At 71.8% G+C, this 24,914-nt stretch carries 26 protein-coding genes; 16 read left to right on the top strand and 10 right to left on the bottom strand.

The genetic code is table 11. The features are described from left to right. The first annotated feature begins 53 nt into the window (after nt 1–53). Nucleotides 54–623 (top strand): STAS domain-containing protein, encoded by a 570-nt coding sequence (locus ENC19_RS10785; RefSeq protein WP_164447044.1) that lies wholly within the window; start codon nt 54–56, stop codon nt 621–623. Nucleotides 624–749: 126 nt separating this feature from the next. On the opposite strand, the gene ENC19_RS10780 is transcribed toward ENC19_RS10785, so the two are convergent. From ENC19_RS10780 to pgi, 5 genes are all read right to left on the bottom strand, one after another. Further along, complete coding sequence (locus ENC19_RS10780) at nt 750–1,049, bottom strand: BON domain-containing protein (RefSeq protein WP_164447375.1); 300 nt, start codon at nt 1,047–1,049, stop codon at nt 750–752. 140 nt (nt 1,050–1,189) lie between these two features. Then, nucleotides 1,190–1,564, bottom strand: coding sequence for a YciI family protein (locus tag ENC19_RS10775; RefSeq protein WP_164447043.1), 375 nt, complete (start codon nt 1,562–1,564; stop codon nt 1,190–1,192). Between the two features lie 102 nt (nt 1,565–1,666). After that, nucleotides 1,667–2,911, bottom strand: a complete 1,245-nt coding sequence (locus tag ENC19_RS10770) for an RNA polymerase sigma factor (RefSeq protein ID WP_164447042.1) — start codon at nt 2,909–2,911, stop codon at nt 1,667–1,669. Nucleotides 2,912–2,980: 69 nt separating this feature from the next. Continuing rightward, the gene (locus tag ENC19_RS10765; RefSeq protein WP_164447041.1) at nt 2,981–3,589 is read right to left on the bottom strand and encodes an MOSC domain-containing protein; all 609 of its coding nucleotides are present in this window, start codon (nt 3,587–3,589) and stop codon (nt 2,981–2,983) included. Between the two features lie 134 nt (nt 3,590–3,723). Continuing rightward, nucleotides 3,724–5,358 (bottom strand): glucose-6-phosphate isomerase, encoded by a 1,635-nt coding sequence (pgi, locus tag ENC19_RS10760; RefSeq protein ID WP_164447040.1) that lies wholly within the window; start codon nt 5,356–5,358, stop codon nt 3,724–3,726. A 226-nt stretch (nt 5,359–5,584) separates the two neighbouring features. Between pgi and ENC19_RS10755 the strand changes: the two genes are divergently transcribed. After that, the gene (locus tag ENC19_RS10755; RefSeq protein WP_164447039.1) at nt 5,585–7,030 is read left to right on the top strand and encodes a glucose-6-phosphate dehydrogenase; all 1,446 of its coding nucleotides are present in this window, start codon (nt 5,585–5,587) and stop codon (nt 7,028–7,030) included. Between the two features lie 69 nt (nt 7,031–7,099). Here the strand turns inward: ENC19_RS10755 and ENC19_RS10750 are convergent, their stop codons facing one another. Continuing rightward, nucleotides 7,100–8,542 (bottom strand): cellulase family glycosylhydrolase, encoded by a 1,443-nt coding sequence (locus ENC19_RS10750; RefSeq protein WP_208020859.1) that lies wholly within the window; start codon nt 8,540–8,542, stop codon nt 7,100–7,102. Between the two features lie 189 nt (nt 8,543–8,731). Then, on the bottom strand, nt 8,732–8,962 hold the full coding sequence (locus ENC19_RS10745) for a hypothetical protein (protein WP_164447038.1): 231 nt from the start codon (nt 8,960–8,962) through the stop codon (nt 8,732–8,734). A gap of 181 nt (nt 8,963–9,143) precedes the next feature. Between ENC19_RS10745 and ENC19_RS10740 the strand changes: the two genes are divergently transcribed. The 6 genes from ENC19_RS10740 (at nt 9,144) to ENC19_RS10715 (ending at nt 15,391) form a co-directional block, all read left to right on the top strand. Further along, nucleotides 9,144–10,022, top strand: a complete 879-nt coding sequence (locus tag ENC19_RS10740) for a hypothetical protein (protein ID WP_164447037.1) — start codon at nt 9,144–9,146, stop codon at nt 10,020–10,022. 139 nt (nt 10,023–10,161) lie between these two features. Then, nucleotides 10,162–10,485, top strand: a complete 324-nt coding sequence (locus ENC19_RS10735; protein WP_164447036.1) for a plasmid stabilization protein — start codon at nt 10,162–10,164, stop codon at nt 10,483–10,485. 132 nt (nt 10,486–10,617) lie between these two features. Further along, the gene (locus ENC19_RS10730; RefSeq protein WP_164447035.1) at nt 10,618–11,010 is read left to right on the top strand and encodes an MmcQ/YjbR family DNA-binding protein; all 393 of its coding nucleotides are present in this window, start codon (nt 10,618–10,620) and stop codon (nt 11,008–11,010) included. A gap of 136 nt (nt 11,011–11,146) precedes the next feature. Next, nucleotides 11,147–12,943, top strand: a complete 1,797-nt coding sequence (locus ENC19_RS10725; protein ID WP_164447034.1) for an ABC transporter ATP-binding protein — start codon at nt 11,147–11,149, stop codon at nt 12,941–12,943. Next, the gene (locus tag ENC19_RS10720; RefSeq protein WP_164447033.1) at nt 12,940–14,697 is read left to right on the top strand and encodes an ABC transporter ATP-binding protein; all 1,758 of its coding nucleotides are present in this window, start codon (nt 12,940–12,942) and stop codon (nt 14,695–14,697) included. The genes ENC19_RS10725 and ENC19_RS10720 overlap by 4 nt, the downstream gene beginning before the upstream one ends. Nucleotides 14,698–14,704: 7 nt before the next feature. After that, the gene (locus tag ENC19_RS10715) at nt 14,705–15,391 is read left to right on the top strand and encodes a TetR/AcrR family transcriptional regulator (protein ID WP_164447032.1); all 687 of its coding nucleotides are present in this window, start codon (nt 14,705–14,707) and stop codon (nt 15,389–15,391) included. Nucleotides 15,392–15,460: 69 nt separating this feature from the next. Here the strand turns inward: ENC19_RS10715 and ENC19_RS10710 are convergent, their stop codons facing one another. Next, entirely contained in the window at nt 15,461–16,804 is a 1,344-nt protein-coding gene (locus ENC19_RS10710) for an extracellular catalytic domain type 1 short-chain-length polyhydroxyalkanoate depolymerase (protein ID WP_216592398.1), read from the bottom strand. 302 nt (nt 16,805–17,106) lie between these two features. Between ENC19_RS10710 and ENC19_RS10705 the strand changes: the two genes are divergently transcribed. After that, entirely contained in the window at nt 17,107–18,165 is a 1,059-nt protein-coding gene (locus ENC19_RS10705; protein WP_164447031.1) for a PaaX family transcriptional regulator, read from the top strand. 51 nt (nt 18,166–18,216) lie between these two features. Here the strand turns inward: ENC19_RS10705 and ENC19_RS10700 are convergent, their stop codons facing one another. Further along, on the bottom strand, nt 18,217–19,350 hold the full coding sequence (locus ENC19_RS10700; RefSeq protein WP_164447030.1) for a sensor histidine kinase: 1,134 nt from the start codon (nt 19,348–19,350) through the stop codon (nt 18,217–18,219). Between the two features lie 76 nt (nt 19,351–19,426). On the opposite strand from ENC19_RS10700, the gene ENC19_RS10695 reads away from it, so the two are divergent. From ENC19_RS10695 to ENC19_RS31365, 7 genes are all read left to right on the top strand, one after another. Next, nucleotides 19,427–20,065: a nitroreductase family protein gene (locus tag ENC19_RS10695; RefSeq protein ID WP_164447029.1), complete on the top strand. Its 639-nt coding sequence runs from the start codon at nt 19,427–19,429 to the stop codon at nt 20,063–20,065. A 125-nt stretch (nt 20,066–20,190) separates the two neighbouring features. Next, nucleotides 20,191–20,613, top strand: a complete 423-nt coding sequence (locus tag ENC19_RS10690; RefSeq protein WP_164447028.1) for an OsmC family protein — start codon at nt 20,191–20,193, stop codon at nt 20,611–20,613. Nucleotides 20,614–20,749: 136 nt separating this feature from the next. Continuing rightward, the gene (locus ENC19_RS10685; RefSeq protein WP_164447027.1) at nt 20,750–21,739 is read left to right on the top strand and encodes an AAA family ATPase; all 990 of its coding nucleotides are present in this window, start codon (nt 20,750–20,752) and stop codon (nt 21,737–21,739) included. A 213-nt stretch (nt 21,740–21,952) separates the two neighbouring features. After that, nucleotides 21,953–22,075, top strand: a complete 123-nt coding sequence (locus ENC19_RS30930) for a hypothetical protein (protein WP_268968009.1) — start codon at nt 21,953–21,955, stop codon at nt 22,073–22,075. Between the two features lie 40 nt (nt 22,076–22,115). Next, nucleotides 22,116–22,805, top strand: a complete 690-nt coding sequence (locus ENC19_RS10680; RefSeq protein WP_164447026.1) for a hypothetical protein — start codon at nt 22,116–22,118, stop codon at nt 22,803–22,805. Then, the gene (locus tag ENC19_RS10675; RefSeq protein WP_164447025.1) at nt 22,790–23,167 is read left to right on the top strand and encodes a hypothetical protein; all 378 of its coding nucleotides are present in this window, start codon (nt 22,790–22,792) and stop codon (nt 23,165–23,167) included. The genes ENC19_RS10680 and ENC19_RS10675 overlap by 16 nt, the downstream gene beginning before the upstream one ends. 127 nt (nt 23,168–23,294) lie before the next feature. Continuing rightward, complete coding sequence (locus tag ENC19_RS31365; RefSeq protein WP_164447024.1) at nt 23,295–23,606, top strand: response regulator transcription factor; 312 nt, start codon at nt 23,295–23,297, stop codon at nt 23,604–23,606. 81 nt (nt 23,607–23,687) lie between these two features. Here ENC19_RS31365 and ENC19_RS10665 read toward each other — a convergent pair whose 3' ends face one another. Further along, complete coding sequence (locus tag ENC19_RS10665) at nt 23,688–24,914, bottom strand: ABC transporter permease (protein WP_164447023.1); 1,227 nt, start codon at nt 24,912–24,914, stop codon at nt 23,688–23,690.

Genomic DNA, 24,914 nt, shown 5'->3' with positions numbered 1-24,914 from the left:
CTGCCCCCGGCAGGGTGGGACCCCGACCCCTCCGACCTGGGAAGGAGCACGCCATGGCCGTCGTACTGGATGACCATCTGGTCACCCTGACCTGTGACAACTGCGGTGACACGGTCGCCGGGCCGCGGATGGCCTCCGACGCGGAGGTGGTCTGGCCGTTGGTGTCCGAGCACGGCTGGAGCGGTTCCCCGTTGGCTCACGGACCGCACCGCTGCGCGCACTGCACCGAGCTCGGTCCCGCCGCTGCCGGTGTGCCCGGTGGCATCCTCGGCATCGAGCACCTCGGAGCCGTCACCGTGGTGACCGTCGCCGGCGACGTCGACGTCGACACCGGTGACACCCTGGGCATCGCGTTGCGGCACGCCGCTGACATGGGCGGGCATGTCCTGGTGGACCTCGGTCGGACCGACCTGCTCGACTCCACCGCACTCGGGCTGCTCGTCCGCGCCCACCGGCACGCCGCCGAGCGCGGCGCACTGCTCTGCGTGGCGTCGAGGTCACCGCTGATCCGTCAGGTGCTCCGGGTCACCCGGCTGGACGAGGTGTTCCCGGTCGCGGACACCCGCGCCGACGCGCTCGCCCGGCTCCAGGGCCGCGCGGCGGGTGCGGACGCCGCCGAGTAGCCGACGATGCCGGGCCCGGCCCGTGCGTGATTCGGGCGGTCAGTTCGTTGTCGACGACGCGCAAACGGTTCGTCGGGTTCGGCTCGTCCACGGCGCCGGTGCCGGGCACCGTGGACGAGCCGAGGCTCAGTGGCGCCCGCGCCGGTGACCGGCCAGCCGTAGCGCGTTGCAGACGTCCGTCACACCCTCGACGTCCCACGCCAACTCGCCGGCCGCCCGTCGGGTCTCGGCGCTGGCGACCAGGCCGGTGAGGATCACGACCCGGTTCTGCACCATCACCGTGATCTGCTGCCGGCGGGTCGACCAGTCCGCGCTGAGCCGCTGGGCGACCAGAGCGGCGAGCCGGACATCCTCGTCGTGGTGCTGCGGCTCGTCCCACAGCGCGCGGAAGGAGTGATCGTCGGGCATCGGCCAGGGCCACGGCATCACCACAGCGGTCTCCTTCGTCGTTGACGCCGGCGACCCGACGCGCCGTCCCGATCGACCACCACCTTGCGCAACGACCTTGGAGTCGACCGCACGGTTGGATGACAGTTGGATGACAGTCACCACCGAACGGTGGAAGCTCAGCCTGGTCGGCCAGCCTGGCGGAGCATCTCGTCGGTTTCGGGGTCCGGCATGAGCTGCCGAACCTCCTGCGCGCACCGGCAGGCGACGGCGATCTTGGCGGCCCAGGCCAGCGCCTCCTCGCGTTCTGCCACGTCGACGACCACGAATCCGCCGATGACCTCCTTGGTCTCCGGGTACGGGCCGTCGGTCACCAGCCCGTCCGTGCCCACGACGCTGGCCCGCTGCCGCTGTAGTCCGGCGCCGAACACGAACACCCCGGCGTTCACGGCCTCCTGGGTCACCGCGTGCGCCGCCCTGCCCACGTCGGGCCAGTCCTCGTCGGGGATGTGGTCCATCGCGCCGTCGTTGAACGAGATCAAGTACCGGGCCATCGCAGAACTCCCTTGTCCCGGCGGCCCCTCCGGCCGCCTCTCACCTGATCCACGAGCGACCCGCCGCCCATCGGACAAGGTGCCGGACGATTTTCCCACCGGTCAGCCGGCGAGCTGGTCGCGACGGCGGGTGAGATAGGCCTGCTCGGCGGGGTTGCCGGCGAGACCGATGGCCCGGTCGTACGCCGTCCGTGAGTCGCCGTCACGTCCGAGCCGCCGCAGCAGGTCGGCGCGGACGGCGTGGAAGGCGTGGTAGCCGTCGAGGGCCTCGCCGAGCGCGTCGATCTCCGCGAGCCCGACCTCGGGGCCGTCGACCTCGGCGACCGCGACGGCCCGGTTGAGCCACACGACCGGCGAGGGATCGAGCTGCGCCAGGCTGCCGTAGAGCGCCACCAGGGTGGACCAGTCGGTGTCGCGGCTGGTGGGCGCGTTCGTGTGGACCGCGTTGATCGCCGCCTGCACCTGGTAGCGCCCGGGTGCGGCACCGCCGGCCGTCATCACCTTGATCCGTTCGCCGAGCAGCGCGTTGCCCTCGGCGATCCGGATGCGATCCCAGACGCTGCGGTCCTGCTCGTCGAGGGTCACCAGTTCCCCGGTGGCGGACACACGCGCCGGTCGCCGGGCATCGGTGAGCAGCATCAGCGCGAGCAGGCCGGCCACCTCGCCGTCCTCCGGCAGGAGGGTCCGCAGCAGCCGGCCCAGGCGGATCGCCTCGTCGGTGAGGTCGACGCGCAGCGGCTCGGTTCCCTGCCCGGGCAGGTAGCCCTCGTTGAAGACGAGATAGACGACGGCGAGCACACCGGCGAGCCGCTCGTGGATGTCGTCGGCCGAGGGCACCCGGTAGGGAATGCCCGCCGCCTTGATCTTCGCCTTGGCGCGGGTGATCCGTCGGGCCATCGCGGGCTCCTGCACCAGGAAGGCACGGGCGATCTCGCCGACGGTGAGGCCGCCGAGCAGGCGCAGGGTGAGCGCCACCCGAGCCTCCATCGCCAGCGCCGGGTGGCAGCAGGTGAAGACCAGCCGGAGCCGGTCGTCCTCGACCGGGCCGGTCGGCTCGGCCGGGGTGTCGTCGTACGCGATCCTGGCCGCCCGGTGCCTGGCGTCGCGCTGCGAGTCCCGCCGGAGTCGATCGATCGCCTTGCGGGTCGCGGTGGTGACGAGCCAACCGCCGGGATTGGGTGGTACGCCGTCGCGCGGCCACCGCTCCACGGCCGCCACGAACGCCTCGGCCGCCGCTTCCTCGGCGACATCGAGGTCACCGAAACGGCGGGCGAGGCCGGCGACCACCCGCGCCCACTCCTCCCGGTGGGCACGGGTGATCGCCTGCTCAACGGGCAGACCGGGCACGGCTCACCCAGTGCTCGGACGCAACTCCACGAACGGCCACGCCGTTCGGCACCGTCCCGCAGGATCCCGTCACGGCAGCCGGGTGGCCGGCGGGCCGGGGTCGGCGGGCAGTTGTCGTACGGTGTCGCCTTCCTTGATCGTCGCACCGACGACCACCCGGGCGTTGAGACCGCGAAGGCGCAGTTGCTGGCCCTCCTCGCTCCAGACGATCTTGTGGGCGTCGCGCCCGAACCGGGCGGCGAACTTGGCACAACCGTTGTGCGGCTGGTCGGTCACCTCGATGACGGCCTGGTCACCGATCGCCAGGCGGGTACCGGCTGGCAGGGCGTCGAAGCTCAGGTCGAGATCGACGTAGAGCTGATCACCGGCGAGTGCCCAGGAGTCCCGGTCGGGACCGGCGATCAGCTCGACGAATCGGGAGTTGATGACGTTCAGCTGCATGTCGGGGTGCGGTGATCGGTCGGTCGTCCGTGAGCTGGGCCGTTGACTCCAGCTGTCGCCGACCAGCCCGACGGTGGTGTCCAGCTCGGCCTGGGACAGCACCTCCCGGACGTCGACGGCCGGCCGGCGGACGGCCAGTGCCAGGGTGCCGACGCCTCGGGGGGAGCGCCGCACGAGGTGCAGACCTGCCACGATCTCATCCATGGAGCGGTGGCGTACGGTGATGGAGTTCGTCACGCTCTGACTGTGCCCGACGCGCGCCAGCGGAGTCCAAGCTGTTTTCGAAGCGCGAGACCCGAACGAGGAACTGTCTCCTCGCCGGACCACGCCCTTCGCGGCAGAGGCCGCCACGAGCGGACGTCTGTCGCCGGTCAGGGGCGGTTGCGCTGGGCGCGGTAGCGGGAGATCAGGGCGGCGGTGGACGAGTCCAGTTCGGTCAGGTCGGCCGCCTCGCCGGTGAGCAGCGGCGCGAGCTGATTGGCCATCACCTTGCCCAGCTCCACACCCCACTGGTCGAACGGGTTGATGTCCCAGATCGCACCCTCGGTGAACACGATGTGCTCGTAGAGGGCGACCAGTTGGCCGAGCGTGGCCGGAGTGAGGCGGTCGGCCACGATCGACGTGGTCGGGTGGTTGCCGGCCATCACTTTGTGGGGCACGAGGTCGGCGGCGGTACCCTCGGCCGCCACCTGCTCGGCGGTCCGGCCGAAGGCCAGCGCCGCGGTCTGGGCGAAGAAGTTCGACATGAACAGGTCGTGCATGTCGCCGATGTCGTGGTTGGGTTCGCTGAACCCGATGAAGTCCGCCGGCACCAGCCGGGTGCCCTGGTGCAGCAGCTGGTAGAAGGCGTGCTGGCCGTTGGTGCCGGGCTCGCCCCAGAAGATCTCCCCGGTGTCGTACGACACCTGGCGACCGTCGGTGCGTACCGACTTGCCGTTGCTCTCCATGGTGAGCTGTTGCAGGTAGGCGGGGAACCGGTGCAGGTACTGCGAGTACGGCAGCACCGCGTGGGTCTGCGCGCCCAGGAAGTTGGTGTACCAGACGTTCAGCAGGCCGAGCAGCACCGGCGCGTTGGCGGCCGGCGGTGCGGTGCGGAAGTGCTCGTCCACGGCGTGGTAGCCGGCCAGCATCTCGTCGAAGCCGGCCGGCCCGATCGACAGCATCACCGACAGACCCACCGCCGAGGGCAGCGAGTACCGACCGCCCACCCAGTCCCAGAAGCCGAACATGTTGGCCGGATCGATGCCGAAGTCCGACACCCGCTGGGCGTTGGTGCTGACCGCGACGAAGTGACGGGCCACCGCGTCGGCGTCGGCGTCGAGGCCGGCCAGCAGCCAGTGCCGGGCCTGCTCGGCGTTGGCCAGGGTCTCCTGGGTGGAGAAGGTCTTCGACACCACCACGAACAACGTGCTCGCCGGGTCCAGGTCGGCGACCGTGTCGTGGATGTCGGTGGGGTCGATGTTCGAGACGAATCGGCAACTCAGACCGGCGTCGCGGTACGCCTTCAACGCCTCGTACGCCATCACCGGCCCCAGGTCGGAGCCGCCGATGCCGATGTTGACCACGGTGCGGATCCGCTCGCCGGTGTGCCCGCGCCACTGACCGGAGCGCACCTTCTCGGCGAACTCGGCCATCCGGCGCCGTACCGCGTGGACGTCCGTCGCCACGTCCTGCCCGTCCACGGTGAGGGCGGCGTCCGACGGCAGGCGCAGCGCGGTGTGCAGCACCGCGCGATCCTCGGTGCCGTTGATGTGGGCTCCGGCGAACATCGCGGCGATCCGATCGGTCAGCCCGACCCGCTCGGCCAGCGCGATCAGCAGGCGCAGCGTCTCGTCGGTGACCAGGTTCTTGCTGTAGTCGACGTAGAGGTCGGCCACCTCGACGGTCAACCGTCGGCCCCGGTCGTGATCGGTGGCGAACAGCTCACGCAGGTGGGTCCCGCGGATCTCGTCGGCGTGCTTGCGCAGGGCCTGCCACTCGTCGGTGCTGGTGACGTCCGCAGCCATCGGATCGATCGTCTCCTCGCAGGATCGGGCACGTCGCCGGCCTCGTCCCGGCCGACGGTGACCAGACTGCCACACGAAGATCGGCTCGCCCGCCCGACACCACGACCGGTGCGACTCCGGCGCCACGGGGTGACGATCCGCACGTACCCGGGTGCGGTGGGCGAACGGCCGGCGAGTCCCCGGGGTCCGGTGCTTGCCGATCGCCGGGACAGGGCATGGTGGTGGCATGACGACACCGGCATCGAGCGCCCCCGCAGCTGTTGTCCCCGCAGCGACCGCCGCCTCCGGCGTACGGCAGACACTGCTGGTGCTCGGCGCCAGCGGCGACCTGACCGGGCGCCTGCTGCTGCCCGGCCTGGGCCGGCTGCTGGCCACCGGTTCCGTGCCCGGATTGCGGCTGATCGGCAGCGGCATGGACGGCTGGGACGACGAGCGCTGGCGGCGCCGGGTGACCGACTCCTTCGGCGCCGTCGGCGCGGTCGGGCCGCTGGAGTCGGAGGTGATCCGCGAGTCGCGCTACGTGCCCGCCGACGTGACGCGCGAGGAGGACCTGCGGTCGCTGCTGAGCTGCTGCAGCGGGCCGTTGGTGATCTTCTTCGCGCTGCCGCCGCTGGTGACCGCCCGGTCGGCCGCCGCGCTGGCCCGGATCGGGGTGCCACCCGGCACCCGGCTGATGCTGGAGAAGCCCTTCGGCGTCGATCGGATCTCGGCCCGCTCGCTCAACGAACTGCTGGCCACTCTGGTGCCGGAGAACCAGGTCCACCGGATCGACCACTTCCTCGGCAAGTCGACGGTGCTCAACCTGCTCGGCCTGCGCTTCGCCAACCGCATCTTCGAGCCGGTGCTCAACTCCGCACACGTGGCCTGCGTGGACATCGTCTTCGACGAGACCCTCGGCCTGGAAGGACGGGCGGGCTACTACGACGGTGCCGGCGCGTTGGTGGACATGGTGCAGTCGCACCTGCTCCAGGTGCTGGCCCTGCTGGCCATGGACCCGCCGCCGACCCTGCGGTCCGAGGAGGTGCGGGGACGCAAGGCGCAGGTGCTGCGGGCCACCCGGCTGTGGCGTGACGATCCGGTGGCCGCCAGCCGGCGGGGGAGGTACACCGCAGGGGAGATCGACGGTCGGCGGCTGCCGAACTACGCCGACGAGCCCGGCGTCGACCCGGCGCGGGGCACGGAGACGCTCGCGGAACTGGCGGTCACGGTGGACACCTGGCGCTGGGCGGGAGTGCCGTTCCGGCTGCGCTCGGGAAAGGCGATGGACGCGGTACGCAAGGAGGCGATCATCACCTTCAAGCAGCCGACCCGGGTACCCGACGGCCTGACCGGCTACGACCGGCCGGACCGGCTCCGGATCGGCTTCGGACCGGACCGCCTCGGCCTGGACCTCAACATCAACGGCCCGGGGAATCCCTTCGAACTGGAACAGGTGAACCTGACGGCGGCGTTCGGCCCCGGCGACCTGCCCGCGTACGGCGAGGTGCTGCGCGGCGCCTTCGAGGGTGATCCGACCCTGTCGGTCCGCGCCGACGTCGCCGAGGAGTGCTGGCGCATCGTGGAGCCGGTGCTGGCTGCCTGGAAGGCCGGTGCGGTGCCGCTGCAGGAGTACCGGGCGGGCTCCACCGGGCCGGCCGACTCGCTCATCGGTCCGGTGCTCGACGAAAGCTGAGCCCGACCCCGCACCTGGTGCGGCCCCGGCGGTTCACCGCCGGGGCCGCGTGGTGGTGGTGCGCTCGGATCAGCTGGTGGGGAAGTTGTCCGGGGTGCGGATGCGCTCGCGCATGAAGGCCCCGGAGGCGGTGAGCACCGAGGTGCCGGTGTAGGAGTTGCCGTTGCAGGTGCCCGGCCGCAACGCGGCGCTGCCCTCGGCCTTGTCGGAGAAGGTCCAGTTCGCGTAGCCGATCTTCAGCCGGTCGAGCAGGTCGAGCCACTGGGCGCTGCTGGTCAGGTCGACACCCCCGTCACCGGTGTAGTCGACAGTGCCGAACTCCGTGACGAACAGCGGCAGCCTGGCGGCGGCCCGCTCCACCTCGGCGCGGTAGTTGTCCTTGTGCGACGCGGCGTAGAAGTGGAACGCGTACATGACGTTGCTGGCGTTCACCGGGTTGTTGACGATCTCGGTGTGGTTGGCGCCCTCGGAGACGCCCAGCGAGGACCAGGCGCGGGTGCCCACGATGACCACCGCGTCCGGGTCGTTGGCCCGGATCACCGGGATCACCTGGTCGGCGTAGTTCTTGATGGTCGACCAGCTCACCCCGTTGGGTTCGTTGGCGATCTCGTAGATCACGTTGTTCTTCGCGGCGTGCCGGGCGGAGACGGCGGCGAAGAAGGTCTTGGCCCGCTCCAGATTGAACATCGGGTCACCCGGGGTGAGCAGGTGGAAGTCGATCATCGCGTACATGCCGCGCCGGGTGGCCTCCTCGACCAGGTTGTTGACCCGGTTGGTGAAGCCCGCGGGGTCGGTCTCGTAGCCCTGCTCCTGCACGTACATCGCGATGCGGAACAGGTCGGCGCGCCAGTCGGTGGCGAGCGCGTCGAGGGAGGCGTTGTTGTAACAGTTCCCGAACCACTGGATGCCGTGGCTGCTCATGCCGCGCAGTTGGATCGGCCGGCCGTACTGGTTGCAGAGGTTGACACCGCACACCCGCAGCTGCCCGTTGATGGCCACCGGAGTCTGACCGGTGGGTGGGGGCGTGGTGGGTGGGGGCGTGGTGGGCGGCGGCGTCGTGGGCGGCGGGGGAGTGGTCGGCGTGGTCGAGCCCGTGCACACCGTGCCGTTGAGCGTGAACGAACTCGGTGCCGGGTTGGCGCCGGTGAAACTGCCGTTGAAGCCGATGTTGGTGCTGGCTCCGGTGCCGAGCGAACCGTTCCAGCTCGCGCTCCGTGCGGTGACGGAGCTGCCGCTCTGGCTCCAGGTGGCCGACCAGCCCTGGGTGAGCCGTTGGCCGCTGTCGGGGAAGCTGAAGCCGAGTGTCCAGCCGTTGACCGGGTCGCCGAGGTTGGTGACGCTGACGCTCGCGGTGAACCCGCCGGACCAGCTGTTCGTCGTGTAGGTCACGGAGCAGCCGGTCGCGGCCATCGCGTTGGCGGTGGGCAGGACCGTCAACGCGCCGAGGGTCAACGCGCCGACGGCGCCGGCCGCGACCAGCAGGCGCCGCAGGCGGCGTGGAGGTTGCTTCATGGTGGACCGTCGCAATCTGGTCGTGGTGGTGGTACGGCACTCCGGCGGCAGTGGACGAGGAGGCCGGGAGCGCTCCCACAGCAGCCTACGACGGGTCGAAACCAGAACGCAATATTTCGATACATCGAAACGATCGATCAACTGTGGCCCCGGAACACGTTCCGGGGCCACAGTTGGGCGGGGTCCGACTCAGTCCTCGCCAGCGGCGCGTCGCCGGTCCGCCTCGGCATCGGCCGCGCCGACGGGGGTCGGATCGGTGTCCCGGTCTGCCGGGGTCAGATCGATGTCGGCGCCGGCTCGTGCGGCGTCGGCCGCCGCGTCGTCCGCGCCGACCAACTCGGTGCCGGTGTCGCCGTCTTCGTCGACCAGCTTGCCGGTCCCGGTCATTGCGATCGGCGTGTACCTCGGGTCGGTCGTCATCTCGTCCTCCTCTGCGTCTCCGACAGGTACCCGCCGCGCGACGTCGGCACACCGGTAAACCCACGCACGAGGTCCGTCAACTGGATGGCCGGAGAGTCGATGGCGTCCGGACTTGCGCTGCTCACTACCCTGACCCTGATCATCGGGCCAGGTAACCTCTCGACTTCGACAAGGGCATCAGATGAGTGACAGCCACCCTCCGTACGGTGGGCAACAGCCGGATCCGAACGCCGCCCCCTGGGGCACACCACCCGGCTCTCCGGTCGGCCCGCCGGGCTCGCCGGTCGCCCCGGCCGGCTACCCCTCGCCGTACGGGGCGCCGGTGCCGCCGCCACCGTCCTACGGGCCGCAGCCGACGAAGTCCTCGAACAAGGGCCTCTGGCTCGGTCTGGGCATCGGTGCCGCCGTGATGGCGGTGCTCGTCGCCTGTGGCGGAGTGATCGGTTTCTTCGTGCTGGCCGGCGACGACGAGGGGGAGCCGGTCGCCGGGCAGCGCAGCGAGGCGCCCGTCGTCCCGACCGACGCGCCGTCGATCGTTCCCCCCGCCGAGCAGCAGCCCGACAACAACAACGCGGTGACCGCCCGCAACTCCAGCGACATGTCCGCCGTGTGCGAAGGTAGCCCGATCCTCAACGCCGCGCCCTACACCGGGGCGAAGGGCACCAAGGTCTACACGTTCGCCAACTCGCCGGAGCGTCCGGAGTCCTGGCTGAGCAAGTCGGTGGGCTTCGACAAGCAGTACTACGCCAAGACCTCCGAGTGGGCGTCGGTCTCCGTCGTCGGCTGCCTCACCTTCGAGCAGGGCAGCGAGGGTACGCCCCGCAAGTGCCAGTACAAGGACCGCGACGACAAGCAGGTCACCGTCGACTACGTCTCCTCGCGTTACACGCTCACCTTCTACGCCGCCAGGACCGGCGAGAAGATCGGTGAGGGTGGGCGGGTCAACGCCCCGGCGGTGCGCTGCCCGAGCTTCATCTCCTACAACAAGGAGACCATGCGGGCGTACGCCCAGCCGGACAGCGGCGCCATCGAGCTGGCGCTGGACAAGTTCACCTCCTGAGTCACCGGCACCCGCGGCGGCGGGGCGAGCCGTGTCCGCCCCGCCGCCCGGTTGCGTGGCGGGTTCGCGCGCCGGGTGTTTCGGTGGCCGACGGTGGGGCATCTGACCACTGACCACTGTCGGTGGAGGGAGGCACTCCATGCCTGCGGGATCCAGTCCGAAGAGAGAACGGCAGTACGAACACATCAAGGCCAGCGCCAAGAAGCGCGGCGTGTCCACCGGCCGGGCCGAGGAGATCGCGGCACGTACGGTGAACAAGGAGCGGGCCCGTTCCGGTGAGGCGCGGACCGCGAGCCGATCGTCGATCGACGATGTCTCGTCGGGCCACCGAGGCGGCAAGCGTTCGCATCAAGGCGCCGGCGGGCGCACCAAGGAACAGCTGTACAACGAGGCGAAGAAGCGTGGCGTCAAGGGCCGCTCGTCGATGTCGAAGGCGGAACTGGAGCGGGCCCTGTCCCGCTGACGCGACGGCCCGCTGAGCCGACGGCCCGCCACGTACGAGAACGGGGTGGGCCGTCGCCCCGACACGGCGTCGCTGTCGGAGCCGGCGGCTAACCTCTCGGCATGCCGCGATCGGTGATCTCAGGGGTGGACGATGGCTGACGCCGCCGACGTCCGCCGGTTGGCCCTGGCGCTACCGCACGCCGTGGAGATCGACAGTGACGGTTTCGACTTCCGGGTCGCGGACCAGGGCTTCGTCTGGTCCTATCCCGAGCGCCGACCGGGCAAGCCCCGCGTCATCCGGACCGACATCGCCGTGTTGTACGTCGGCGACGAGGCCGAGAAACAGGCACTGCTGCTCGGCGAACCGTCGTTGTTCTTCACCACGCCCGCCTACCACGGGCTGCCGCTGGTGATGGTGCGTCTGGCGGCGGTCACCGTCGAGCGGCTGGACGAGTTGATCACGGACGCGTGGCGGATGCGCGTGCCCGACCGGCTGCTCGCGGGCCCCGAGGAGGGCTCGGCCGACCGGGCTGCCCGCCCCTGACGGCGGGGGGCGGGGGAGTTCCCCGTGCCAGCGCCCGTGCCGCGGACAGCGAGTCCACAACAGCCGGACCACATGGTGGGCGGGCTCGGGGTACCGTATTCCCGAACACGTTTGAAAATGTGGACGGGGGACGGCGATGGGCGCGACTCACTCCATTGTGGACGCGAAGCGGTCATCGCCGTCACCGGGCGGTGATCCCACCGGGCGGCAGCCGGCGAGCACGGCGGCTCTGCTGGGCCCCCACGCCCCGAGCTTCGCGGCCGTCGTGGTCCTGCAGGTCGTCGGCGCCGTCGCCGGACTGGCACCGCTGTTCGCGGTGATCGAGCTGGGCCGTGCCCTGGTGTCACCCGGCCCGGTCGACACCGAACGGGTGTGGACCGCCGTGGCCCTCGGTGCGACCGGTCTGTTCGTCCGGCTGGTGTTCACGGGTGCCTCGTCCGGGCTCGGTCACGTCCTCGACGGCAGGGTGCAGCTCTCGCTGCGCCGGGCACTGGCCCGTAGCCTCGGGCAGGCACCCATCGGTTGGCTCGCCCGCCGCCGCAGCGGCGAACTGGCGAGAGTGGTCGGTGACGACGTCGCCGCCGTGCACCCGTTCATCGCCCATGCTCCCGGCGAACTGGTCTCCGCCTTCGTCGTGCCGTTGGTGTCGCTCGCCTACCTGCTCACCGTCGACTGGCGACTCACTCTGATCACCCTGATCCCGGTGGCGCTGGCCCTCGCTCACGTGCCGCTGCTGATGACCGCGGCCCGTACCCGGGAGCAGCGGGACTTCGACGCGGCGATGGGCCGGATCGCCACCTCCGTCGTCGAGTTCGTGCAGGGCATCGCCGTGGTGAAGGCGTTCGGCGGCGCCGAGCGTGCGCACCACCGGTTCCGCACCGCCGCCGACGAGTTCGTCGACATCTTCACCCACTGGGTACGCGGTGTCTCCGCCGTCGCCGCCGGCATGCAGTTGGCGTTGTCGCCGCCCTTCGTGCTGCTGGTGGTGTTGACCGGCGGCACGATGCGGATCACCTCCGGTGACCTGGTGCCGGTGGACCTGCTGCCCTTCCTGCTGCTCGGGCTGGGGCTCACCGCACCGGTCGCGGCCCTCGGCCACGGCTTCGACGACATGCAGGCCGCCGGCCGCGCGGTCGGCCGCATCCGCGAGGTCCTCGGGGTGGGGGTGCTGCCGCAGCCCGCGTGCCCGGCCATCCCGCGGGACAACCGGGTGGAGCTGCGCGACGTCCGGTTCGGCTACGACGACGGCCCCGAGGTGCTGCGCGGGATCGACCTGACGCTGGAGCCGGGCACGCTCACCGCGGTGGTCGGACCGTCCGGCAGCGGAAAGTCCACGCTCGGGCAACTGCTGCCCCGGTTCTTCGACCCGACGCACGGTTCGGTGCGCCTCGGCGGTGTCGACCTGCGTGACATCGACGCCAGGGAGCTCTACCGCCGGGTTTCCTTCGTCCTCCAGGACGTCCGGCTGCTGCGCGCGTCGGTCGCGGACAACATCGCGCTGGCGGTCCCGCACGCGACCGCCGAGCAGATCACGCGCGCCGCCCGGCTGGCGCACATCCACGACCGCATCCTCGCGTTGCCGAACGGCTACGAGACCGTACTCGGCCAGGACGCCACGCTCTCCGGCGGCGAGGCGCAACGCATCGCCATCGCGCGTGCCCTGGCCGCCGACCCGCCCGTCCTGGTGCTCGACGAGGCGACCGCCTTCGCAGACCCGAGGACCGATCAGGCGGTCCGGCAGACCCTGTCGACGCTGCGCGACCGGACCGTCCTGGTCATCGCCCACCGCCTGGAGACCGTCGCTGACGCCGACCAGGTCGTGCTGCTCGAGAACGGGGTGGTCGCGGCGCGGGGTAGACCGACCGACCTGCTCGCCCGGGACGGAACGTTCGCCGCGTTCTGGCGGACCCGGCAGGAGGACCTCTCCCGATGATCAGTCTGCTGTTGCGGGTGCTCGGCGACGAATACGCCACGCCGATGCGTCGTACGGTCGCCCTGATGACGGTGACCGCGGTGCTGGAGGGCCTGCTCTACGCGTTGCTGGTGCCGGTGTTGCGGGCGCTGTTCGGGGACAACCCGTCGGATGCCGGGCCGTGGCTGATCGCGTTCGCGGTCTCCGTCGCGGCCTACGCGGCGCTGCGCTACACCAGCGACCTGTCCGGCATGCGCGTCGGGACCACGATGCTGCGGGGCATGTACCACGGCCTCGGTGAACACCTGGCCCGGCTGCCCGTCGGCTGGTACGACGCCGCCCGGGTGGGCGAGGTGTCCGTGCTGGCCAGCCGTGGGCTGCTGACGGCGATGGGCGTGTCGGCGCACCTGCTCGGGCCGTTCATCTCCGCCTGCGTGACACCGCTGACGATCGTGGCCGTGATCGCCGTGTTCAACTGGCAACTCGGGCTGGCCGCGCTGGTGGCGGCACCACTTGTGGTACTCACCCAGCGGTGGACCGCGCGGCTGATGACGGCCAACGACGCCGACCACGCCGCGCGGGACCACGAGGCCAGCGCCCGGGTCATCGAGTACCTCCAGGCCCAGCCGGTGCTGCGGGCCGGTGGCCGCGGTGGCGAGCGGTTCGCCCTGCTCGACGACGCGCTGCGGGACGTGGAGCGGGCCGCCCGCCGGCAGACGATCTCGGTGCTGCCCGCCGTGGTGGGTCTGACCCTGACCGTGCAGGCCGTCTTCACCGCCCTTCTGGTCCTGGGAAGCCATCTCGCGCTCGGCGGCGACATCGGGAGCGCGGAGATCCTGGCCGTTCTGGTGCTCGCCGCCCGAGCTGCGGACCCGCTGCTGTCCCTGTCGGACACCGGCGGCAAGCTACGCGCCGCCCGCGCCGAGCTGGCGCGGCTCGACACGGTGCTGCGCACCGAGCCGCTGCCGGAACCGGATCGGCCGGTACGGCCGCGGCGGTTCGATCTGGAGTTCGACGCGGTCACCTTCCGCCACGGTGATCGCACGGTGCTCGACGGTGTGTCGCTGTCGGTGCCGCAGGGGCAGCGGATGGCCGTCGTCGGTCCGTCCGGCGCGGGCAAGAGCACCCTGCTCCAGCTGATCGCCCGGTTCTACGACGTGGAGTCGGGAGCGGTACGGGTGGGCGGTGTCGACGTGCGGCGGATCGACCCGGGCGTGTTGCTGGCACAGATCGCCATCGTGTTCCAGGACGTCTATCTCTTCGACGGCACCATCGAGGAGAACGTCCGGCTCGGTCGCCCCGACGCCGGCGACGCCGAGGTGCGGGCGGCGGCGACCGCCGCGCGGTTGGACGAGGTCGTCGAGCGGCTGCCCGGCGGCTGGGGGGCGAACGTCGGCGAAGGCGGCGCGTCGCTGTCCGGCGGTGAGCGCCAGCGGGTCTCGATCGCGCGGGCACTGCTGAGGGACGCACCGATCGTCCTGCTCGACGAGGTGACCTCGGCGCTCGATCCGGTCAACGAGGCGGCCGTTCACGAGGGCATCGAACGGCTGATGCCGGGACGGACGGTGATCATGGTCACGCACCGGATGCGGACCGTCCGGCGCGCCGACCGGGTCGTCTTCCTCGACGACGGACGGGTCGTCGAGGAGGGCAGCCACGAGGAACTGCTGCGTCGTGGCGGTCGCTACGCCGACTTCTGGAGCCTGTCCACCGCGTCGGGCGTGCCTGGTGCGGCGCCGTCACCTCGACGGGCCTCGGACGGCGAAGGGGCATGATGGGGCGGTGCCCCACGCCGATGCGCCGCGCCCCAGGCCTGGCAGACCGCCGACGACCTCTCGTGCCCAGATCCTGGCCGCCGCGCGTGGCCTCATCGATCGCGACGGGTGGGAGCGGCTGACCATCCGCAAGCTGGCCGCCGAGATCGGTGTGGGAGCGACCACTCTCTATCACCATGTCCAGGACAAAGAGGACCTGCTACTTCTTCTGATCAACGAGTACGGGGAACAGGTCTCCCGCCCTCGGCTGCCCGATGAGCCACGGGAGCGCGTCATCGTCGCGGCGGCGACGATCCACGATGCGCTGGCGGCGTGGCCGTGGGCCGCCGAGGTCCTCACCACCGACGGATTCATCGCCCGGCTCGGTGACTCGCCCCTGGGGCTGGTCGAGGCGGTCGTGGCCGGCGCCGTCGACCACGGCTGCACTCCCGAGCACGCCGTCTACGTCTTCCGCAGCATCTGGTACTACACCGTCGGGGAGATTCTCGTCCGGTCGCACACCGCGCGTCGGGGTCAGGGCGACGCCGTCACCCGTCAAGGGGCGTTCTTCGGCACCATCGACGCCGGGAAGCTGCCGCACCTCGCCGCGCTGGGTGACCGCTGGGCGGTGCTGGCCCCCCGTGACACCTATGTCGACGGCCTCCGGGCCCTCGTCGACGGGCTGCTCGCCCAGGGTGCCCGGGTGCGGCCGTAGACGCGCCGGGTCGGCGTGGGTGCTCCGGGGAGGTACGCGAAACGTACCGTCCCCGGAGCACCGACGGGGTCAGGCGACCGTGCAGGACGCCCCGTTGAGGGTGAACGAGCTGGGCCTGGCGGTGTTACCGGTGTGGGTGGCCTGGAAGCCGATCGTCAGCGATCCGTTGGGCGCGATGCTGGCGTTGTACGAGACGTTGCGCGCCGTCACCTGCCCCGAGCTGGGGGAGTAGGTGGCGTTCCAACCGCCGGTGATGGTCTGCCCACCGGGCAGGGTGAACACCAGCGACCAGCCGTTTATCGCGCTGGTGCCGGTGTTGGTGATGGTGATGTTCTCGGTGAGCCCGGTGTTCCACGCGTTCACGGCGACGGTCACCCGGCAGGCACCGGAACCCGGCGGCGGCGTGGTCGGGCTCGGCGGCGGCGTGGTCGGGTTGGGTGGCGGGGTGGTGGGGTTCGGCGGCGGGGTGGTCGGGTTCGGGTTGGTCAGACCGAAGAACTGGACGGCGGCCGCGGCCATGCCGCCGGAGGGCAGGCTGTGCCCGGCGCCCTGGATGCTGTACGCCTCGACCTGGACGGTGCCACCGCTGTCGGCGAACCTGCGGCGGTTCCAGTTGGCCTGCGGCGTGTCGGTGGAGGTGGGCGTCTGGCTGAGGCCGAACACGTTGGTCCACTGCTCGACGGCCTCCTGGAGCAGTGAGAACGGCACCAGCGTGTCGTTGGTGCCGTGCCACAGCTGCACCCGGGGACGCGGACCGGAGTAACCGGGGTACGCCTGGCGCACCGCGTCACCCCACTGCTGCGGGGTCCGGTTCATGTTGCCGCCGGTGCACTGGCTGCTGCCGGGCGGGTAGTCCGCCGCGTTGGCGAAGCAGTTGAACGGCACTCCCATGAACGCGGCGCCGGCCTTGAACACGTCGGGGTAGAGGGCCAGCATGTGGTTGGTCATCATGCCGCCGGAGGAACTGCCCGTCGCGTAGACCCGGTCGGGGTCGGCGTTGTGCTGCTGTTGCGCGTACCGGATCATCGACATGATCGAGACCGGGTCGCTGCCCCCGCCGCGGCGCTTGGCGGCGTCCGACCACACGTCGAAGCAGTTGCCGAAGCCGGCCTGCTGGGTCGCGGACGGGTAGATCACGATGAAGCCGTACCGGTCGGCCTGGCTGGCGAACTCACTTGCGGAGTAGAAGCCGGGGCCGGAACCGCCGCAGCCGTGCATGGCCACCACCGTCGCCGGCCGCGCCGGTCGGTTGTCCGGCACGTAGATGTGCATGCGCATCCGGCCGGGGTTGTCACCGAAACTGGTCACCTCGGTCAGCGAGGCCGCGTACGCGGGGCTGAACGTGGGCACCACCAGGCCGGCCGCGACCAGCGACATGGCCACGCCGAGCAGTAGTTTCCTTCTGATTTTCACGGACGACTCCTTCGAACGCCTGAATGCAGGCTGGGATCGGTCGGTGCGACGGCGGCGGTGACGTGTGCCCGCCGCGTGTGCTCGCGGGTGCGCCCAAGTCCCCCGCTCGCCCACCACGTCTGGCTTGCCCTGCCCGGCTCCGAGTGGCGTCGTGTAGCAGATATTGTTCTCCTGGGCCCAGGAAGTGTCAATCGACGCACCTCGATCAACTGTGCCGTGGTTCCCGGCCCGGTCGACGGACTGGTTCATCGGCGTCCATCTACAGTCGATAACCCCGTCCCCGAGTCGACTCCGGAGCGCCCGTGAACAGCCCGTTCCACATCGAGGAGATCTATTCCGACGACGGGAGCAACGCGCTGCGGATGCCCCGGCGACAGGTGGGCAACTCGCCCCAGGGTTTCGCCATGACGCTGCTGGCGGACTACACCCTGCGGACCCGTGCCGCGCTGCCGTCCGCCGCCATCGTCGCGCTGCTCACCGAGTCCGGGGTGACCACCGCCGGCGCCCGTACCGCGATCAGCCGGCTGGCCCGCCGTGGTGTGCTCGAAGGCAGTCGCCACGGACGCCGCAGCTCGTACCGACTCAGCCGCGCCGCCGCCGCCAACCTCTCCAGCGGAGGCAACTGGATCCTCACCTCCACCACCACCGCGGCGCCGTGGGACGGGTGCTGGACGATCGTGGCCTTCTCGCTGCCCCAGGATCACAGCACCCAGCGCCGGGCGCTGCGCGGCCAGCTCCGCTGGCTCGGATACGCGCCGCTGTACGACGGCCTGTGGGTCTCGCCGTACGAACTGACGCCCCGGGCGCGGGCGCAGCTGGAACAGTTGACCCTCGGCACCGTCACGGTCTTCCGCGGTCGCCAGAACGCGCTGGGGTCGACCAGCGACCGTGCGCCCATCGAGGCCTGGGACATCGACGCCATCACCCGGCAGTACGCGGCGTTCCTGGACCGCTGGACATCGTTGTTGCCGCTGGTCAGCGCCGGGCAGGTGGACGGTGCCGCAGCGGTGCGGGCACGCACCGAGGTGATGGACACCTTCCGCCGCTTTCCCACCCTCGACCCGCAGCTGCCGGTGGAACTGCTGCCGGCCGGCTGGCTCAGGCAGCCGGCCCGCGATCTGTTCGCGGCCGTGTACGACGGTCTCGCGCACCCGGCCGAGCAGCACGTCCGAGCGGTCGTCGGGCGGTTCACCGACAGCACACCGCTCGGCGTCCGGGCCCACACCACCGCCGACCTGATCGCCGGGGTTCGCGGTGCCGCCGGCACCACCTCGGCGGCGAGCGCACCACCAGCCGAATGGGAGACACCGGACTCGGCCGTGGACTGCGACGAGGTGACGGTCGGGCCCCGGCCCAGCTGACCCGGTCGGCTGGATGCCGGGTTCGGCCCGAGGGCTCTCGCGCGCGGCGCGTCAGGCCGGCACGGTGCACGGCAGCGTCGCGGTGACCGTCCAGCCGCGCTCGACGTCCGGTCCGGCGTCGACGGAGCCGCCGAGCAGATGGGCCCGCTCGCGCATGCCGATCAGCCCGAAACCGGTCGGTCCGAACCCGCGAGGACTCGGCACCTCTCCGTCGTCGCTCACCCGTAGCCGCACCACCTCGGCGTCGCGGGCGACCCGCACCACGACGCGCGTCGCGCGCCGGGCGTGTCGGCGGGCGTTGGTGACGGATTCCTGGGCCAGCCGGTAGATCGCGGTGGCCACCGGCGCCGGCAACCCGTCGAGGTCGCCGGACAACTCCACCTCGACGGCCAGGCCGTGCGCGGACCGGCTGGCCAGCCGTTCCAGATCGGTGATGCGGGGAGCCGGTGCGCGGTCCGCCGGCTCGTCGCGGCGCAACACCCGCACCATCGCGCGCATCTCGACAAGCGCCCGGGTCGCCTCGGCCTCGATGATCCGTAGCGCGTCGGCGGCGGCGTCCGGTTGCGTGTCGAGCACCGCCAGCCCCGCCTGGGCCCGCACGGCCATCGCGGACACGTGATGGGCGACGGTGTCGTGCAGGTCGCGGGCCAGCCGCTCCCGTTCCAGCAGCTTGACCTGCTCGAACTCGCGTTGACGGGCGCGGGCCCGGTAACGCAGCGCGGCCCCGAGCGCGAGCGCGGCCGACACCACCCCGGCCCCGGCCAGCGCGTCGCCCGGACCGAGGTGATCGGCCGCCACGGACAGCGTGATCTTCGCGGCGACGACGGCCCCTCCGAGTACCGCCTCGCGTCCCGAGCCCCACCGCGACAGCGAGAACACCAGGATCAGCAGGAAGGCCAGCGTGTGCAGACCGAGATCGCCGCCCACCACGGCCTCGCCGGCGGCGCAGACCGGGAAGGCGACCGCCGCCATGAGCAACGGCCTGGTCCGTCGCCAGAGCAGCACCGGGGCGAGACCGACGCCGATCAGGACCGGCACGACCGTCGGTGCCGGCAGGTCCGCGCGTACGACACCCTCCAGCAGAGCCGTCGCCATGAACACGACGACCAGTGACCAGTCCCGCCATCCGCGCGCCGGACCCGTGGGCCGCGGCTCGTGCCACCACGACCGCAGCAGCTCCCGCACCAGCCGATCGTACGGCCGGCCGAACCTCGACCACCAGCGGCGGCGGTGCCCGGAAAAGGGTGGCAGGATCGCCCGCATGCAGTTCGCAGAGGTTATCCGTCGCCGCCGGATGGTGCGGCACTACGCCGATCGGCCGCTCAGTCCCGAGGTCATCGAGACGATCCTGGCCAGCGCGTTGCGGGCACCGTCAGCCGGCTTCTCGCAGGGCTGGGCCTTCCTCGCCCTCACCGATCCGGCCGACCGGGCCAGATTCTGGCCCTTCGTGCCGACCCGTGTCGCGCAGACTCCCACGATGCAGAACGCGCCCCTGGTGGTCGTACCGCTCGCGCACAAGGCGGCCTACCTCGCCCGGTACGCCGAGGCCGACAAGGGCTGGGCCGACCGGTCGGAGGCCCGCTGGCCGGCACCCTACTGGTACATCGACACCGGCATGGCGGCGCTGATGATGCTGCTCACGGCCGTCGACGAGGGACTGGACGCCTGCTTCTTCGGCATCATGCCGGTCACCGGTGAGTACTCCACCCCCGAGGTCGACGTCCCCGCGCACACGGCCGCCTTCAAGGCCGAGTTCGGCATCCCCGACGAGTACGCGCCGATCGGCGGCATCTGCGTCGGTTACCGCGCCGACGACCTGCCACCGCAGAATCCCGCCGTCGCCGCGCGCCGCCGCGCCGCCAGCACGGTCATCCACCGTGGCCAGTGGGGCAACGCCTGACCAGGCGGCACCGTGTCGGTCCGGTCGGACGGCTGTCCACCGGCGGGTCACGCCGGGCCCAACGGCCCTGCCGATCCTGCCTCCTCGGGGATGGGATGGGAGTGACGACGTCCCGAGGAGGAGCCATGACAACCACGGACGGCAGGGTCGGCCTGGACCCGATCGACGTGCGGTTTCGAGCCGGAGAAGCGTACGAGATCCGGGTACGCGATCACCGACTGCTCGCCGATCAACCAGTCGACGCGGGTGGTGCCGACACCGCACCGAGCCCCACGGAGCTGTTCGCCGCCTCGCTCGCCGCCTGCGTCGCGTTCTACGCCGGGCGCTACCTGAGCCGGCACGGACACGATCGGGCCGGTCTGGTGGTGACCGCGTCGTTCGATCTGGCCACCGACCGACCGGCCCGGGTCGCCGCCATCCGGATCACCGTACGACCACCGACCGACCTGCCACCGGACAAGTGGCCCGCGTTGCGTGCCGTGGCGAGCCACTGCACGGTGCACAACACGCTGCTGCACACGCCCCAGATCGAGGTCGACATCCAGTGAAGCGGCGAGCCCGGGGCCGCACCGACGACCTCGACGATCCGGCGACGATCCGGCACCGGCGCCGCCGCCGACGAACCGGCCGATAGTTGATGGTCACCGATGGCTGTCGCTGTGACACTCCCCGTGGGGAGGCGTGATGACGGCCAGCCGAGAGGTGGGATTCCGGCTCGATCCGGTGCTGGTGGGCCGGGCGGCCGCGGTGGAGTCGCTGGACGCGGCGGTGGCTACCGTACGCGCCGGACGATCCGTGGCGGTCGAGGTGTGCGGCGAGGCGGGCCTGGGCAAGACCCGGATTCTCCGCGAGTTGGCGCGACGGGCCGCCGACGCGGGGCTGCTGGTTCGCACCGGCCGGGCCACCCAGTACGAGCAGGGCGTGCCGTTCGGGCTCTTCGCCGAGATGGTGGAGGCGGCCGACGGGGGTCCGGACGACGCGGCGTCATCGGTGCCGGCGGCGGTGCGGCGGATGCTCACCCGGACACCGGCACCGGGCGCCGCACTGCTGCTCGACGACGTGCACTGGGCCGACTCGGCGTCGCTGGAGCTGACCGAGCACCTGCTCGGCAGTCCACCACCGGTGCCGGTGCTGCTCGCGGTGGCGTTCCGCAGCGCCTGCCCACCGGCACGGCTGGTCAACGCCATCGCGCGGCTCGGCCCGGCCGCCACCCTGATCGACCTTCCGCCGTTAGACGCGGCCAGCCTGGACGTGCTGCTGGTCGGCGTGCCGCGTCGTCGCCGGGAGCTGATCCTGCGGGCCAGCCTCGGCAATCCGCTGTACATCAAGGCGTTGTCCCGGCTGGACGACGATGAGCTGGACTCCCTGGCGAGGCTGGCCCACCGGCACGACCCGGTCGACGCCGACCGCCTCGCCGGATCGCGGCGATCCGTGCTGGCCGGACTCGCCGCCGAGATCACCGCCCAGCAACCGCCGGTGCAGCGGGTCGCCCACATCGCCGCGGTGGTCGGCGACCACACCACCATCGACCTCGTCAGACACGTCGCCGGCCTGCCGATGTCCATGGTCACCGCGGCGGTGGACCAGCTCGGGCGGCTCGGCCTGCTCGACGCGGACGGCGGGCGGCTGCGCTATCGACACCCGCTGATGCGGGCCGCGGCGTACGCGCGTTGACCGGCGCGGCCTGGCGGTTCGAGGCGCACACCCGCACCGCCGACTCTGCGTGGCCGCCGAGCGTCCCGGCAACTAGTGGCGCACCACACGGAACGGTCCGCCCGCGACGGGCGACGAGGTCGCGGTGGCCACACTGGTCGACGCGGGTGTCGCGTTCACGCACGAGGCCCCCGCCCAGGCGGCCCCGCTGGCTCGGGCACCGCGCTGCGCATCATGCCGGACGCCGGTCCGGGCGACCGGCGGCGTGCCGAGGTGGCGATGTGGTACGCCCGGGCCCTCGGCCGCAGCGGCGAGTTGGCCTGCAGCCGTGAGGTGCTCCAACGGCTGCGGCGCTGACGGGCCAGTGCGGCGGCGTGCCGAGACGTTCAGTGTGGCGGTGGCCCGGCAGCTCGGCGACTTCGCTGAGGCGGCCGCGACGCTCGGCACACAACTGCGTCGGGGTGGGCTCGACCCGGTCGAGGAGGCGAAACTGCACGTGGAACTGGCGGCGGTGGACGCGTTCCGGGAGGAGCCGACCTCGGCGGTGCACCACGCGCAGCGGGCCCTCGAACTGCTGGACGAGCACCGGTCGGCGCTCGTGGCGGCGGCGCTGACGCTGCGGGCGCTCGCCACCCTTTACCTCGGCTGCGCCAGGTCGGCCCGCGAGCAGCTCGCCGACGCCGTCGTCGCCGTGGACGCCACCGGCGACGCCGATCTGCGCCCGTACGTCGAAATCGTCTCACCACTGGCGCTTGTCGAGATCCAGCTGGGCAACTACGCCGACGCCGACCGACATCTCGCCCGGGCGCGACGGATCCTGGACGGCCTCGGGCCGAGCAGCGCCTCGCCGTACCTGCTCGTCATGGAGTCGCTGGTGCACGCCCGTGCTGGCCGGCTGACCCGGGCGGTGCGGGCGGCGGAGCAGGCGCGGGCCGCCGCCGAGCGGGTGGGCAGCACGGAGATGGCCGCGATGGCGGCGGCGGTCCGCCTGCGCCCGGTGTTAGGACCGCCGGCCCGGCCGCTGCCCTGGTCGACCCTGCGCCGGCCCGCCTCGGCGGCGACCCGGGCAGTGTGGGTACCGAGGTGATCGTCGGGCAGCCCCGCTCCCGAGCATGGTGGCGGATCAACCGGGTGGAACTGGCCCTGGCCAGGGCGGTCGCGTGCGACTGGGGCGGCGGTGCCGACCTGCTCACCGAGCCGGCGACACCGCCGTCGAGGCATCCACCGGTGCTGGTGGCCCGGGACGTGGTCGCGACCGTCGTCGCGGCCGGGCAGGGTGATCACGCCACGGCCGCCCGGTTCGGCAGGCGGGCGGAACGCCGAGCCGCGACCGCCGATCTGCCGTACGAGATCGGACTGGCCGGTTCGCCCGAGCCTTCGCCGCGTACCGGATGGCGGATCCGGACCGGGCGACGGTGCTGGCCGAGCACGCGGCGGCCAGCTTCGTGACGGCCGGAACCCCGATGGAGGAGGCGCTGTCCCGGCACCTCGCCGGTGTCGCGTACCTCGTCGCGGGAAGGCCGGGACCCGGTGCCGCCGCGTTCGACCGCGCCGACACCGGGTACCGGGCCTGTAGGTGCGGTCTGGGCCGCAGCCGTGCTCGCCGGGCACCACGCCGCCGGCTGCCGCGTTCCGGACACCGCGCCGCCGGTGCGGCGGCGCCGGGCGGCCGGCCGGGGACGGCGCCCTCACCGCCCGGGAGCGGGAGATCGCGGGCCTGGCGACGACCGGCCTGACCAACAAGGAGATCGCCGCGCGACTCCATCTCAGCCCGCGGACCATCGAGTCCCACCTGAACCGGGTCTTCGCCAAGCTCCACGTGCACTCCCGCACCGCGATGGCCCGTCGACTCACCGAGGCAGCCGCCGAGCACGGACCACCCGCGTAGGTCACGGATCCGCGCCGCCGGTGCCTCCTGCCGCCCGGTCGGTGCCCGCCGTGACAGGTGGCGGGCCGGTCGTCCGCCGCCTCACGTCGTCGCCAGCGCCTCGGTGGGGGACAGGCGGGAGGCGCGGATCGCCGGATACAGGCCAGCCAGGCCACCGATCAGCAGCGTCGCCAGCACACCCCCGGTCGTCGCCCAGGCCGGGACCACGGTCGGCCAACCCTGCGACAGCGCGTACCCGGAGGTCACCAGGATGCCCAGCAGCACGCCGCCGGCTCCGCCCAGGGCCGACAGCAGCAGTGACTCGGCGAGGAACTGGCTGCGGATCTGCCCCCGGGTGGCACCGAGTGACCGACGCAGTCCGATCTCCGCCCGGCGCTCCAGCACCGAAATGACCATGGTGTTGGCCACCCCGACACCACCGACGAGCAGGGCCACCGCGCCCAGCCCCAGCAGCAGCGCGGTGAACGTCTCGTCGGTGGCCTGCGCGGCGGCCAACGCGTCCGAAGGACGGGAGACGTCGACCTCGTTCGGCGCCTGCGGGTTGGCGGTCGCCCCGAGCACCGCGCGGACCGCCTCGACCTGGTCGGCCTCGGTCCTGGTGTAGACGGTGGTCGGGTGACCGTCGAAGCCCAGGTGGCTCGCGGCGACCGGCCAGCCCACCAGGGCCGAGCTGTCCAGCTCCGGTGCCAACGGCGCCGGAGCGAGGATGCCCACCACGGTGAACCAACGACCACCGAGCCACACCTGCACGTCCGCGCCGGCGGCACCCAGCCCGAGCCGCTCGGCGGCGGTCGCGCCGAGCACCACCGCCGGATACCGGGCAGTGGCCTCGTTCAACCAGGTACCGCTGGCCACCTCGCCGCCGACGGTGTCCAGGAGCCCGAGCTGCGTCGCCCGCACGGCCAATCCGCCGGTCTCCGCCGACGGGATGTGGTCGGTGCGGTAGACGTTCGCGTCGACGACCTGCCCGGTGGCCGCCACCTGGGTCACCGGACCGATCCGACCGATCATCGCCACCGAGTCGTCGGGCAGTTGGGCGTCGGCACCGAAGAGGGTCCGGCCCGGCGACACGGTGAGCAGGTTGGTGCCGAGCGTGGCCAGGGTCCGATCCAGTTCGGCCCGCGACGACGAGGAGATACCGACGACGGCGATCATCGCGGCGATGCCGATGGCGATGCCCAACGCGGAGAGAAATGCCCGCAGCGGACGGGTCCGGAGCCCGACGCCACCGACCCGCACCACGTCGGCGGCCGGCATCCGGGCCGGAGTCAGTTGCTCGCCCGGCTGGTTCTGTGACGTCACCGGCAT

The organism is Verrucosispora sioxanthis (assembly GCF_010560025.1).
Classification (GTDB): domain Bacteria; phylum Actinomycetota; class Actinomycetes; order Mycobacteriales; family Micromonosporaceae; genus Micromonospora; species Micromonospora palythoicola.
The sequence above is the reverse complement of the archived record's forward strand: the minus strand, read 5'-3'. Positions and strand labels throughout refer to the sequence as shown.

Excerpts from the sequence above, each read along its gene's own strand:
- ENC19_RS10755 (WP_164447039.1), top strand. The coding sequence starts at position 5,585 with ATGACGACACCGGCATCGAGCGCCCCCGCAGCTGTTGTCCCCGCAGCG.
- ENC19_RS30930 (WP_268968009.1), top strand. The coding sequence starts at position 21,953 with ATGCCGGACGCCGGTCCGGGCGACCGGCGGCGTGCCGAGGTGGCGATG.
- ENC19_RS10685 (WP_164447027.1), top strand. The coding sequence starts at position 20,750 with ATGACGGCCAGCCGAGAGGTGGGATTCCGGCTCGATCCGGTGCTGGTG.
- ENC19_RS10720 (WP_164447033.1), top strand. The coding sequence starts at position 12,940 with ATGATCAGTCTGCTGTTGCGGGTGCTCGGCGACGAATACGCCACGCCG.
- ENC19_RS10695 (WP_164447029.1), top strand. The coding sequence starts at position 19,427 with ATGCAGTTCGCAGAGGTTATCCGTCGCCGCCGGATGGTGCGGCACTAC.
- ENC19_RS10730 (WP_164447035.1), top strand. The coding sequence starts at position 10,618 with ATGGCTGACGCCGCCGACGTCCGCCGGTTGGCCCTGGCGCTACCGCAC.
- ENC19_RS10665 (WP_164447023.1), bottom strand. The coding sequence starts at position 24,914 with ATGCCGGTGACGTCACAGAACCAGCCGGGCGAGCAACTGACTCCGGCC.
- ENC19_RS10750 (WP_208020859.1), bottom strand. The coding sequence starts at position 8,542 with ATGAAGCAACCTCCACGCCGCCTGCGGCGCCTGCTGGTCGCGGCCGGC.
- ENC19_RS10785 (WP_164447044.1), top strand. The coding sequence starts at position 54 with ATGGCCGTCGTACTGGATGACCATCTGGTCACCCTGACCTGTGACAAC.
- ENC19_RS10735 (WP_164447036.1), top strand. The coding sequence starts at position 10,162 with ATGCCTGCGGGATCCAGTCCGAAGAGAGAACGGCAGTACGAACACATC.
- ENC19_RS10780 (WP_164447375.1), bottom strand. The coding sequence starts at position 1,049 with ATGCCGTGGCCCTGGCCGATGCCCGACGATCACTCCTTCCGCGCGCTG.
- ENC19_RS10775 (WP_164447043.1), bottom strand. The coding sequence starts at position 1,564 with ATGGCCCGGTACTTGATCTCGTTCAACGACGGCGCGATGGACCACATC.
- ENC19_RS10690 (WP_164447028.1), top strand. The coding sequence starts at position 20,191 with ATGACAACCACGGACGGCAGGGTCGGCCTGGACCCGATCGACGTGCGG.
- pgi (WP_164447040.1), bottom strand. The coding sequence starts at position 5,358 with ATGGCTGCGGACGTCACCAGCACCGACGAGTGGCAGGCCCTGCGCAAG.
- ENC19_RS10740 (WP_164447037.1), top strand. The coding sequence starts at position 9,144 with ATGAGTGACAGCCACCCTCCGTACGGTGGGCAACAGCCGGATCCGAAC.
- ENC19_RS10745 (WP_164447038.1), bottom strand. The coding sequence starts at position 8,962 with ATGACGACCGACCCGAGGTACACGCCGATCGCAATGACCGGGACCGGC.
- ENC19_RS10725 (WP_164447034.1), top strand. The coding sequence starts at position 11,147 with ATGGGCGCGACTCACTCCATTGTGGACGCGAAGCGGTCATCGCCGTCA.